Genomic DNA, 12,278 nt, shown 5'->3' on the forward strand with positions numbered 1-12,278 from the left:
CCGATAAGTGAAGATTCATTGCTTCGTCACCGACACCCAAAATCCGCAGATTCGAGGGCAGCAAATAGGTGAAACCTGGGCGGCGCAGATCGGGCAAACGGTGGCGCTCTATCTCGACTTCTTCAAACAGGTGGGCGTTGCTCCGGAACAGGTGCGCGCCCTGGGCGAAGCCAGTTTGCAAGCACTACAAGGCTGGTGCCCGAGCCTTGCCGAGGAAATCGTGGCGACAGCCGAGGGCGCCGGAATCCCCGTTTGGCAATTGGCGAGTCTGAACGCGCGCACTGAAATTCTTGCGGTGATGCCCGCATCGACCGAAGGCGAATGTTCGACGGCAGTGTTCGCTCCCGCAGGGTCAGTAGCGCCCCGGACCATTCAGACCTGGGACTGGCATGACTCGCTGGTCCCGCACGGCATGATGTTGCAGCTCACGGCCAGTTCCGGGATCACCGTCAAGCTATTCACCGAGTTCGGCATGCTGGGGAAAATTGGCGTGAATAGCGCCGGGCTGGGGCTGCATTTCAACATCCTCCACCACAACAGCGATAACGACTGCGCGGGTGTGCCGGTGCATGCGATTGCCCGACGGATTCTGGAAGAAGCCACCACAGTTGAAGAAGCCATCGCCCTGGCGCGATCCGCGCGGGTGAGTGCGTCTACGGTCCTGACGGTGTTTTCGCGAGCTGACTACGCGATGCGCGCGGTGAGCATCGAAATGTCCGCTGCCGCAACGGCCGTGGTCCTGCCGCGCGAAGATGGATGGATCACTCATACCAACCACTTCCTCGACGAGGTGTTGAGCCTTGGTGAGCGAACCCCGGACGTCTCGACGACCTACGCGCGCCTTGCGCACGTGAATGCGGCGGTGGCCGACATGATTACCGGCGACCTGGACATGAGGGCGAACGCCATGTGCGGAGCCGCCGGGGAGCAGGCGCCGATCTGTTTCCATCCAGACCTGAGCATGTCGGCCACCGAGCGTTGGGAAACGCTGCTGACAATCGGCATCGACACCGAAAACGCGGTACTCGAATACGCGGCCGGCAATCCGAAACAGCTCGCTATTAACGGGTATGTGCGTTTCTAAAGCGACGTGATCAATAACTACAAAAAGAGCACTGCACATGGCTACTTACGGTAATCAAAAGGTGGGATCTCAATCCGCGCTGAGAACGTTCTTCGTATCAGGAATGGGTACGGCGCTGGAGTTCTATGATTTTGTCATTTACGGCACCGCGGCGGCCCTGGTGTTTCCGCAGGTGTTCTTTCCGCAGATGGACCCGCTCACGGCAACGCTGTTTGCCTTCGGCGCCTTTGGCTCGGGTTTTTTCGCCCGGCCTTTGGGTGGCATGGTCTTCGGACACTACGGCGACAAAATCGGTCGGCAGAAGATGCTGGTGATTACCCTGTTGCTAATGGGGTTGAGCACGCTGCTCATCGGATGCCTGCCGGGTTATTCATCCATCGGGTTGGCGGCGCCGGCGCTGCTGGTGCTCTTGAGGCTTATCCAGGGATTTGCTGCCGGCGGAGAGTGGGGCGGCGCAGCGCTGTTCGGCATCGAGTCGGCGCCCCACGGCCGTCGTGGCCTCTGGGGCAGTTTCACCAGCATGGGGATTGGCATTGGCGGCATTCTCGGTGCGGCTGCATTCGCCATCGTCAGTGTCGCGTCGAACGATCACCTGGCCGATTTCGCCTGGCGCATTCCGTTCTGGCTGGGCGGTGTGCTGGTTCTGATTGGGCTCTATGCCCGCATGCAAAAACCTGCCGAACAGCAAGCCGAGCCGAACACGCAGGTGCGCATCCCCCTGGTGGCCGCACTTCGGGCACGCCCGAGAGAAATGCTCCTGTGCACAGGTATCGCGTTTGGCTACGTCACCATTGCTTACATCGGTAGTACGTTCTTTTTGGCCTACGCCACTCAGATCGGATATGGCAGCACCGATGCGCTGATATTCGATTTTTCAATGTCCGTTGCAATCGTGGTCACGGCACCGCTGTTTGCGTTGCTCTCCGACCGGATTGGCAGACGTAAAGTCATGATTCTGGGTTCGATCATCATGGCCATTGGGTTCTTTGCATTCTTTCCGCTGGTCGGGCTGAAAAGTCTGTTGATTTCGACCGCAGCTTATATCGCCATAGGTGCATTCATGGGGGCTACCCAGGGGCCGATTCCGGCATTTCTGGCGGAACAGTTCCCTCGGGAAATGCGCTATTCGGGGATGTCCGCCGCCTACCAGATCGGTGCAGCACTCGGTGGAGGTACCGCGTCGAGTGTGGCGACAGCGATTCTGATCACAACGAATCACAATGCATTCGGCGTCGCCCTCTATTGCTCGATTGCTTTGAGTATTGTGGCAATCTGCTCGTTTTTCCTCAAGGAAACCGCACATTTGAGCATGCTGGAAATCGATGAAGAGAGTTGGGCTCCCTCAGTGTCCACGGTCAGCTTAGGTAAATCGTGATTAGGAGCAGCGCCAAAGGAGGCGACGTCCGATCTCACTAGCATGTAGCTGATCGTACTAACTCTGGATGCTTAAACGGCGACGAATCAGCAGGCGTGGCTGCTTGTTGAAGTGGCTTCATGTTCCGTCGTGTGAGCGAAAACAAAGCCTGCATTTTGGACGATTGCTGCCCGTCACGAAGGGCTGCAATCGACTCAGGCTGTGTGAAAACGCGCTAAATACGTCGAAAACTGAGAGTCGCGAGGATTGCCTGTGGAATCAGCGGACGGAAGTGCGAATCACTTAAGTCAGCTACAGAGACGTTCGTAATGCCATTTGGGCCGCGTCAGCGGCCCAAATGGCTACTAACGGGCGAGAAAGCGGCTGGACTCACGCCCTGATCGCCTCAAGCAGTCCTGCGATGCAAAAGATGTTCATCATTCGCTTGAGGTTGTAGGCGAGCACATGAAGGCTCATTTCGGTACTTACCCGCGGAAGTGTTTTGGTCAGGAAGTGGGTGGCTCCCATCCAGTACTTGAGCGTTCAAAAAGGATGTGCAACGGTCTGGCGACGAACCCTCATCATCGCTGGATCATGTTCTAGCCGAACCTGCATCGCGTCGATTACCGCCTCATGTTCCCAGCGCTTCACACGGCACTCCTTACCCGTCGTACATTGCTTTTGCATTGAGCAGGACTGGCAGCCCGAGAAGTAGTAACAATGCAATAACATGCCGTCTTCCATCGACGAATGCCGTCTGGTTAGTAACTGCCCCGCAGGGCATCGATACTCGTCCGACGCAATAAGATAGATGAAATCCTGCTTGCCGAATCTGCCTTCGGCTTTGCTGCCAGATGTCAGGGGTTTCGGTACGAAGGTAGTGATGCCGGCTTCCTCGCAAGCAAGGATTTCCAGGCCTTTGTAATAGCCTCGGTCGGCCACCACCGTTAGCGATTCAGCCTCGATTTCTTCACGCGCCTGGTTGACCTGCAAAACGGCCTGAACGAGGTTGCGAATGGCTGCTAATGGCCGATTGCTGGCTGTCGCTAGGGGCTGCAATCGACCCGCAGCGGATTCCGCTTGACCGTCGATTGTTCTCTTCTGTTTGGCGAGAATTGCCAAGAAGACTTGTCACTCTCAGACAAGCGCTGTCGTCACGTCTCACCTTTAATGAACTCCAGTTGATGCGGCCCCTGGCTTAGGTTGTCCAGACTGCACCAGATATTGCGCGTTGTGGATGACCCATAACAACAGTAAGTATGAGACTGGAGCATCCTGATCATGAGAACGTTGCCCTTGCCCCTGCTGTTACGGCGGCCTTTGCTGCAGACCATCTATGGGGATTTGCCGATTCATCAGTACTTGATCAATCGCGCCCACGATGTGAAGGCCGAGCTTTAGACTTCGCCAAACCCTGAACCAATGTTTCCTGACGTCCTGCCGGCAGCTTGTACTCAAGCTGCTCGGACAACTGCTGCCGACAATAAAAACAATGAGGTGTAAGTCATGTCCAATTATCCGACGCCAATCCCCGGTTTTCAGGGGGCATGCATGAAAGTGGCTTCTGGGGCCATTCTTGCTGCGTTTTCGTCAGTGGCATTGGCCGATGTAAGGCCCGATCCTGGCGACTACACCGCGTTGCCCAAGGGCACCGATGTGGTGGCGCTGTACCAACTGAATCCGCGCGGCGATGAGGTGTATTCAGGCGGTCACAAAGTGGTCGATGACCTAGATTTGAAACTGAATGTGGGTGTCCTGAGGCTGATCCATTTCACAGATTTCTTCGGCACCGGATATACCTGGGATCCACAAATCGTAATTCCCTTCGGTCGTCAGGAAGTGGGCCTGAGCGACACCAAAACCTCCGGGTTGGGTGACATAACCTTCGGCGGTACGTTATGGACTATCGGCGATCTGGAACGCAACGAGCATTTGGGGTGGTCGGTGTTCTTAACTGCGCCGACAGGCCGCGACAAGAATGAAGGCTTTGCCTTGAGTAACAACCGCTGGGCCGTGGATTTTCAGGTGGGCTACATCAAGGGACTGACGGACAAGATTAGTTGGGATTTCATCGCCGAAACCGAGTTCTACAGCGACCAGCGTGACACCCATTCAAAAAAGGATCCCCTGCTGCAGTTGCATAACCATTTGCGTTACAACTTCACCCCAGAAACCTATGCCGCGATTACCTATAGGCACAATTGGGGGGCAAAGGAAACACTCGACGGCGTCACCCTCGCCACCAGTCACGACAACGGCACGGCGGGCTTTACCGTGGCGACAATGGTCAGCAAACAACTGCAATTGATGGGGCAGGTGATGCGCGATGTGACAGTGCGTGAAGGCGTGAAAATCGACAACTCTCTGCAGTTTCGACTGGCCTATCTCTACTGAGTTGTCAGCGAATAGCGGCGGGGGGGCGATTGAACCATAGGCATCAGCCCATCCACCGGCGCTACAAGGTAAGAGACTTTCGAATAATTACACCCCATCAAACCAGAAGAGGATTCAACCATGTGGACTAAACCTGCTTATATCGATATGCGCATTGGTTTCGAAGTGACGATGTACTTTGCCAATCGATAAGGTTCTGGAAGGAGTTGGCGCGCATCGAGGCAAACTCGACGCCCACACGGTGTGGATCGATGGCCTGATTCGATGGTGAGCGTGATGTCGCGCTGATCATCGGCGAGCTGAGAAGCAGTTTTCTAATGTGCCGGAACTCGGTGACGATATTGAGTAAGGAATATCACCCGTGAGCCTCGGATCGGACTTGTCTAATACCATTAGCTTGCCGCCCAAGCGTGAAGTCAGTCTGCCGCTATGGCTGTTGGCCGAGCTCACCTATCGCTGCCCGCTGCAATGCCCTTACTGCTCCAATCCACTGGATTTCGCCGAGCAAGGCAAAGAGTTGAGCACCGAGCAGTGGATCAACGTGTTTCGAGAGGCACGGGAAATGGGCGCGGCGCAATTAGGTTTTTCCGGTGGTGAACCGCTGGTGCGCCAGGACCTCGCCGAGTTGATCGCCGAGGCCCGCAAACTAGGTTTCTACACCAACCTGATCACCTCCGGCATTGGCCTCACCGAGCAGAAAATCAGCGACTTCAAGACGGCCGGCCTGGACCATATCCAGATCAGCTTTCAGGCCAGCGACGAGCAGGTAAACAACTTGCTGGCCGGCTCGAAAAAAGCCTTCGCGCAGAAGCTGGAAATGGCCCGCGCGGTGAAGGCCCACGGTTATCCGATGGTGCTGAACTTCGTGACCCATCGGCACAACATCGACAAGATCGACCGGATTATCGAGTTGTGTATCGCCCTTGAGGCGGATTTCGTCGAACTCGCCACTTGCCAGTTTTACGGTTGGGCCCAGCTCAATCGGGTCGGTCTGTTGCCGACCAAGGAACAGCTGGTCCGCGCCGAACGCATCACCAACGAATACCGCGCCAAACTCGAAGCCGAAGGGCACCCGTGCAAGCTGATTTTCGTCACCCCGGACTATTACGAAGAGCGCCCGAAAGCCTGCATGAACGGCTGGGGCAGTATCTTTCTGACGGTCACGCCGGACGGAACTGCCCTACTTTGTCACGGCGCCCGACAGATGTCGGTGCAGTTTCCCAACGTGCGCGACCACAGCATGCAACACATCTGGTACGACTCGTTCGGCTTCAACCGCTTTCGCGGTTACGACTGGATGCCCGAGCCGTGCCGTTCCTGCGACGAGAAAGAAAAAGACTTCGGCGGCTGTCGCTGCCAGGCATTCATGCTCACGGGGGACGCGAGCAACGCCGACCCGGTGTGCAGCAAGTCGGACCATCACGGCGTGATCCTCAAGGCCCGCGAAGAGGCCGAGCACGCCACACAGACTATCGAACAACTGACCTTTCGAAATGTACGAGTGTCTCGAATTATTATGAGAGTTCGTTGACCTTTTGTGTTGATCCGTGAGTGTCAGGAAATGCAAAGCCAACCTGGCACGGTCAGTCAAGCACTGGTGCCGGATGCCACCTCTAATCAACGCCTATTGATCCGGTTAGCTGCGAAACGACAAGAAATGAGATGGCTATGAAATCTACTTCAATACAGTACTCGATTACGTTTTTGACTGGATTGGTGGTCGTCATGGCTATCGCCTCGTTACTAATGTTTTTGCTGTACTCCAATCATCACACTCAGGAGATAGTCAAAGAGAAAATGAGTGGGGAATTGCATAACAGCTTACGTAGCCAGCTGTTAAGCCAGGCCCGCGAGCAGGTAGCTTTGATTAAGCAGGAACTGGGCTTGGCGGTAAGTGTTACACGGCAGTTGGCGGATCTGAGCGCCGCACTCGGGGCTGAGCAAGGTGATCAGCGGGCTAAGTTGATCGAATTGTTGCGTATTACGTTGGAGAATAATCCCGGATTGGTTGCCACCTTTATTGGATGGGAACCTGCCGGTCTGGATGGCGCCGATTCGGAGCACCGAGGGGCTGCAGGTCACACAGCCGATGGTCGTTTCGTTCCAGTCTGGATCCGGGGAGCCAATGGTGTGTCGGAACTAGCTCAAATGCGTGGGATGGAAAGTCAAGCGCGGGTCCCGGAGGGAATCCGCGAAGGTGAGTTTTATCTGTGTCCAAAGGAGCAAAAGCAGCTCTGCCTACTTGACCCTATCGGTTATCCAGCCAATGACAACGTCGTCCTGCTTCCGGCGGTGTCTGCGCCGATCATAATCAACGGGGTGTTCCGGGGTATGGCCGGCGCTGATCCATCGATCGAGTTCATTCAGAAGTTAGCTGAAAAGAACGCTGCCGGGATTTTCGGAGGCAGTGCAGAAGTTGCCATCTTTGGAAGCAATGGCCGGGTCATCGCTTACAGCCAGGACGCTTCAAAACTGAATCAAGGGGCAGAGGTATTGCTCGGACCTGAGGAAATACAACAGCTCAACTCGCGAAGCGAGCCGTTTAGCTATTCGGTCGATGATCGATTGGATCGGGTCGAACTATTCTTGCCTTTTTTACCCGGCGGAAAAGGCACTGAGTGGACGCTCATGATTAGGCTTCCTCAGAAGGTCGTCTTTAAGGCCTTAAATGATATCAATACAGATTTTCAAGCCCGTAATGATGCGACAATTCTTCAATTGCTGGTGATTGCTTTGCTAGTTGGCGGTGTGGGTTTATTGATAATCTGGCTGGTTGGGGGAAGACTTTCCTTGCCCCTACGTAATATGGTTGCGTTGTTGCTTGACCTTGGGCGAGGGGAGGGAGATCTGACACTTAGGCTCAACGAAGATCGTGCTGATGAACTGGGTGCCATCTCTCATGGATTCAACGTGTTCTTGAGCAAGCTGCAGGCGCTGGTTGCATCAGTCATTTATTGTGCAAATCAAATCGATAAAGCGTCGGCGCGGGCGGCACAGACAGCGAATCGGACCCGAGATGGCATGGCCAGGCAATTGAGTGAAATTGATCAGGTGGCAACGGCTGTTTCCCAGATGGCGATGACCTCGCAGGAGGTGGCGGGTCATACGCAACGCGCTGCGGATGCAGCGAAAAGCGCTGATCTGGCCCTGGTCAGTGGCCGCGAAATTGTTCAGGGCAGCGTCGACTCCATCAAGTATCTGGCCCGAGAGTTGGCCGAAGGAATCGATTCCGTAGGGAACTTGGTCAAGCACAGCCAGGATATCGATTTGATTCTTTCATTGATTCGCGCGATTGCTGAGCAGACCAATCTTTTGGCGCTCAACGCGGCCATAGAGGCGGCAAGGGTGGGGGAGCAAGGGCGCGGTTTTGCCGTCGTAGCAGATGAAGTGCGCCATCTTGCACAAAAGTCACAGAAGGCGACTGAGCAGATTCATCAGATGATCGAACACCTTCGGATTGGCACCCACGACGTTGCTCAGATTATGCACCGTAGTCAGCAAAAAAGTATCGACAGCGTGGGTCAGGCCGAAGAAGCATGGGTTGTGCTTCATTCAATCTCGCAGTCGGTATCAATCATCCGGGAGATGAATGCCCAGATTGCAAGCGCGGCAGAAGAGCAAAATGTGGTTGCCGAAGATCTCAGTTTGAGAGTGGCGTCTATCGGGCGAGTCAGCCATCAGGTTGCAGACGACGCCGATCAATCCTGCTCTGCAAGCGCTGGCCTGACCCAATTGGCGCAGCGTCAGCAGGACCTGGTAAACCTGTTTCGAGTATGAAAAAGCTTGAAGCCTCTGTTTAGGCAATGCTTTGTTTATTGCAACAAAGTAGCCACGGAGCGTTTCGGAACTGAGGCTTCGCACATGGGATTCAATGTGTTTCGCAGTTACTTTTGGCACGTCTGCTGGCTCGCCTGTCCCAAGGCGTGTTTTTCGCAGTGGCTTCGAGTGTTGCAACACGGCTGGTGGCGCCAGAACATGCCGGTGCAGCGTTGTCGTCAGTATTTGGCGGTGCGACCGTGGCAATGGATCTTGGCGTGCCTGTCGGCACTTGGCTAACAGAGTGCTGGCCTGGTAGTGGATCTTCGCCGCCGAAGGCCGCGTCACCCTTCACTTTTCACAGATCCTGAACGGCGCACAATTTTCTGTCGCCAGCGCCGCCGTACTTGCACCCGAAAAAAAAAGATAATATGTTAACGGCATACTAAAAAATCTGAGGGGGGGAGTATGCCTGCCTTGTTTCACTCTTCCGCTGAGTTCGCCAACTGGAACCGCGACTTGCGTGCGGTATGCGGTAATTTCAGCACGGCGCTTTCAGATCGACACAATCTGTTTATCGGCAGCGTCCACGGTCAGGATGTCTGCGGCCTGGAATTGGCGCATATCCGTACCAATGCGGGGTTGATCAGTCGTCAGCACACCCGCGGCGACGGGGACGACGACCGTCACTGCTTTCTAATCCTTCAGCGCAGTGGCCATCAGCGCATCTGCCAACATGACCGGGTGATCGAGTTGGGGCCTGAAGACATCGCCCTAGTGGACTCGGCCCTTGCATTCGAGATCGAGCCACAGGGCCTGGTGCAAAATATCTCGATTCATCTGTCACGCGAAGAAGTCAGTCTGCAGTTCAGTCAGAAACGGCTGTTTGGCAAGCTTGCCCGCAACAGCGTCGCCACCCACATGATTCGCGCGCTGGTACGCTCGTTGGGCGACGTGGAGTTGAGTAATGGATATGGCGGCGGGAGCGATGGCCCTGCGCTGGAACAGGCATTGATCGGGTTGTCCGTCGCCGGCCTGGACGAACGAACCGAGGCACAGCCTGGATTTGCCTGCGTGGGTCATGATGATATTTATGGGCTGGCCACACGCTTGATCGAAACGTCCCTGCAAGAGACTGAGTTAAACCCTGAGTATCTGGCCCGACACCTGAAGATCTCGGTTCGACAGCTCTACCGACTGTTCGAGCATCGCGGCGAAAGTGTCTCTCGCTACATTCAGCAACGCCGGCTGGAGCGGGTTGCCCATGATCTACGAGCCCACGACCTGCGGCATGAGTCGATCACCCAGATCGCCTTCAAGTGGGGCTTTGTCGACGCGGCGCATTTCAGTCGTGCCTTCAAGCGCCATTTTCAGCACGCTCCTCGGGAATTTCGCCAACACTCTTTGTAAGCGCCGAGTTGGCAGAGAATGCCAAGCGGTTTGGCAGACTCAGTCAAGTGGCACGGCGAGGCAGCCACTCTAATAGCGTTGCCTGGGCTGGGGTTGATACCGAGCCGATTACTGTTGGAGAAAAATAATAATGAAAACACGGAGCCTGCTGTTAGGCATCCCTTTACTGATGACCGCGTTCGGCTCAATTGCGCTGGCAGCCCCGGCTCAGGTCGATGGGCAGCGAATCATCGCGGCCGATCATGAGCCTGGCAACTGGATGAGCCACGGTCGCACCTACGATGAGCAGCGCTATAGCCCGCTCGACAGCGTCAACGCCGGCAATGTCGGACAGCTAGGCATGGCCTGGACCACCAAGCTGGATATCGACAGCGGCACCGAAGCTACGCCGCTGGTGGTCGATGGGGTGATGTACACCACCGGCGCCTTCAGCATCGTCTATGCCATCAATGCCGCCACTGGCGAGTTGCTCTGGAAATACGACCCGAAAGTGCCAGCCGAGAACCTCAGCCAGGGGTGCTGTGGCCCGGTCAACCGGGGCGTCGCGATATGGCAGGGTAAGGTCTATGTGGGCAGTTTCGATGGCCGCTTGATTGCGCTGGATGCGGCCAATGGTCAGCCGGTCTGGAGCGTCGACACGATCATCGATCGCAGCAAAAGTTACTCCATCACAGGGGCTCCACGCATCGTCAAAGGCAAGGTGCTGATCGGCAACGGCGGCGCCGAATTCGGGGTGCGCGGTTACGTCACCGCTTACGACGCCGAGACCGGCAAGCAGGTCTGGCGCTTCTATACCGTGCCGGGTGACCCGAAGCTGCCACCGGAAAACCCTGCCATGGCCAAGGCCATGAAAACCTGGGACGGCGACGGCTGGGTCAAATGGGGTGGCGGCGGGACCGTCTGGGACTCTATGGCCTACGACCCGGAGCTGGACCTTCTCTATGTCGGCACCGGCAACGGTTCGCCCTGGAACTACCAGTTCCGCAGCAACGGCAAGGGTGACAACCTGTATGTGTCTTCGATTCTGGCGCTGCGGCCGGACACTGGCGAGTACGTCTGGCATTACCAGATCACTCCGCAAGACCAGTGGGACTTCACCGCGACCCAGCACATGATCCTTGCCGACATCAAGATCGATGGCAAAGTGCGCAAGGTGATCATGCAAGCGCCGAAAAACGGCTTCTTCTACGTCCTTGATCGCACCAACGGCAAGCTGTTGTCGGCGAAGAATTTCGTCCCGGTGAACTGGGCCAGTGGCATCGACCTGCAAACCGGGCGCCCGATCCTCACCGGCGCGGCCGACTATTCCAAAGAGCCGAAAGTGGTGCAGCCAAGCTTTCTCGGTGGACACAACTGGCACCCCATGTCCTACAGCCCGAAGACCGGCTACGTCTACATTCCGGCCCAGTACACCCTGGCAGAACTGAAGGCCGCCAAGGCCCCGCAATTCCTTCCAAACAAGTCGGTGGTGAACTTCGGCCTGGATGTGCCGGACCTGCCTGAAGATCCAAAAATCCTCAACAAGATCCGCGATGCCTGGAGCGGTGAGCTGATCGCCTGGGACCCAGTCAAACAGAAAGCGGCCTGGAAACAGCCCTACATCAGCGCCGGCAACGGCGGTACGCTTGCAACGGCCGGCAACTTGGTGTTCCAGGGCACCGCAGATGGCCGTGTGGTTGCCTATCGCGCCGACACTGGCAAGCGACTTTGGGAGCATAGGGCCAATTCCGGTGTGATGGCGGGGCCGGTCACTTACACCGTCAACGGCGAGCAGTACGTCGCGTTCTCAGTGGGTTGGGGTGGAATTCTGCCCTTGTTGACCGGACCTTTGACCAACAAGGGCAAGGTGCGCGCCGAGTCGAGGGTCATCGCATTCAAGCTCGGCGCCCGAGGTGAGCTGCCACCGCCCAAGGCTGCACCTGTTCTGCCGACCACCACCCAGGCACTCACGGCAAACCCCGAGCAACTGACTCAGGCGCGTAACCTATTCAATGGCCTGTGCGCCGGCTGCCACGGACTCAATGCCATCAGTGGTGGTGTGGTACCGGACCTGCGTTACCTGGATGACAATAAACATGCGGCCTTTCCGGCCTTTGTCAGTGGCGCGCTGATCAACAAGGGCATGCCGAACTTCTCCGACATTCTTCGCCGCGAAGACATGGAGCTGATCCGTCAGTACCTGGTCAAACGGACCCAAGATTTGCAGGCCGACCTCAAGGCCGCCGGGCACACCCCCACCCACTAATCCCACGCTGTTTCACCTGTGTGTGACGACTCCCC

At 56.4% G+C, this 12,278-nt stretch carries 8 protein-coding genes and 2 pseudogenes; 9 read left to right on the forward strand and 1 reads right to left on the reverse strand.

All coding sequences use genetic code 11. The annotated features are described in order from the left end of the window. The first annotated feature begins 7 nt into the window (after positions 1–7). Both ACYZT0_RS10935 and ACYZT0_RS10940 read left to right on the forward strand, forming a co-directional pair. A complete protein-coding gene (locus ACYZT0_RS10935) occupies positions 8–1,084 on the forward strand; it encodes a C45 family autoproteolytic acyltransferase/hydolase (RefSeq protein WP_462045834.1) in 1,077 nt (358 codons plus the stop codon). A gap of 37 nt (positions 1,085–1,121) precedes the next feature. Further along, the gene (locus tag ACYZT0_RS10940) at positions 1,122–2,459 is read left to right on the forward strand and encodes an MFS transporter (RefSeq protein ID WP_462045835.1); all 1,338 of its coding nucleotides are present in this window, start codon (positions 1,122–1,124) and stop codon (positions 2,457–2,459) included. A 369-nt stretch (positions 2,460–2,828) separates the two neighbouring features. Here ACYZT0_RS10940 and ACYZT0_RS10945 read toward each other — a convergent pair. Beyond that, positions 2,829–3,419, reverse strand: a pseudogene (locus ACYZT0_RS10945) (transposase); the annotation flags it as partial. Between the two features lie 525 nt (positions 3,420–3,944). Here ACYZT0_RS10945 and ACYZT0_RS10950 point away from each other — a divergent pair. From ACYZT0_RS10950 to ACYZT0_RS10980, 7 genes and pseudogenes are all read left to right on the forward strand, one after another. Then, positions 3,945–4,832: a transporter gene (locus ACYZT0_RS10950; RefSeq protein WP_462045836.1), complete on the forward strand. Its 888-nt coding sequence runs from the start codon at positions 3,945–3,947 to the stop codon at positions 4,830–4,832. Between the two features lie 120 nt (positions 4,833–4,952). Beyond that, the gene (gene pqqA / locus ACYZT0_RS10955; RefSeq protein WP_082534305.1) at positions 4,953–5,024 is read left to right on the forward strand and encodes a pyrroloquinoline quinone precursor peptide PqqA; all 72 of its coding nucleotides are present in this window, start codon (positions 4,953–4,955) and stop codon (positions 5,022–5,024) included. A 199-nt stretch (positions 5,025–5,223) separates the two neighbouring features. After that, the gene (gene pqqE / locus ACYZT0_RS10960; protein WP_462046544.1) at positions 5,224–6,363 is read left to right on the forward strand and encodes a pyrroloquinoline quinone biosynthesis protein PqqE; all 1,140 of its coding nucleotides are present in this window, start codon (positions 5,224–5,226) and stop codon (positions 6,361–6,363) included. A 1,097-nt stretch (positions 6,364–7,460) separates the two neighbouring features. After that, positions 7,461–7,751 (forward strand): annotated as a pseudogene (locus tag ACYZT0_RS10965) (HAMP domain-containing protein); the annotation flags it as partial. A gap of 102 nt (positions 7,752–7,853) precedes the next feature. Further along, a complete protein-coding gene (locus tag ACYZT0_RS10970; protein WP_462046545.1) occupies positions 7,854–8,609 on the forward strand; it encodes a methyl-accepting chemotaxis protein in 756 nt (251 codons plus the stop codon). Between the two features lie 447 nt (positions 8,610–9,056). Then, complete coding sequence (feaR, locus tag ACYZT0_RS10975) at positions 9,057–9,998, forward strand: transcriptional regulator FeaR (protein WP_462045837.1); 942 nt, start codon at positions 9,057–9,059, stop codon at positions 9,996–9,998. 130 nt (positions 9,999–10,128) lie between these two features. Next, positions 10,129–12,243, forward strand: coding sequence for a PQQ-dependent dehydrogenase, methanol/ethanol family (locus tag ACYZT0_RS10980; protein WP_462045838.1), 2,115 nt, complete (start codon positions 10,129–10,131; stop codon positions 12,241–12,243). Positions 12,244–12,278: the final 35 nt, after the last annotated feature.

This window comes from Pseudomonas sp. ZS1P83 (assembly GCF_054897825.1).

What these genes read in the sequence shown, in the direction of transcription:
- ACYZT0_RS10950 (WP_462045836.1), top strand. Translation starts at nt 3,945, where the DNA reads ATGTCCAATTATCCGACGCCAATCCCCGGTTTTCAGGGGGCATGCATG.
- ACYZT0_RS10970 (WP_462046545.1), top strand. Translation starts at nt 7,854, where the DNA reads ATGGCCAGGCAATTGAGTGAAATTGATCAGGTGGCAACGGCTGTTTCC.
- ACYZT0_RS10980 (WP_462045838.1), top strand. Translation starts at nt 10,129, where the DNA reads ATGAAAACACGGAGCCTGCTGTTAGGCATCCCTTTACTGATGACCGCG.
- ACYZT0_RS10940 (WP_462045835.1), top strand. Translation starts at nt 1,122, where the DNA reads ATGGCTACTTACGGTAATCAAAAGGTGGGATCTCAATCCGCGCTGAGA.
- feaR (WP_462045837.1), top strand. Translation starts at nt 9,057, where the DNA reads ATGCCTGCCTTGTTTCACTCTTCCGCTGAGTTCGCCAACTGGAACCGC.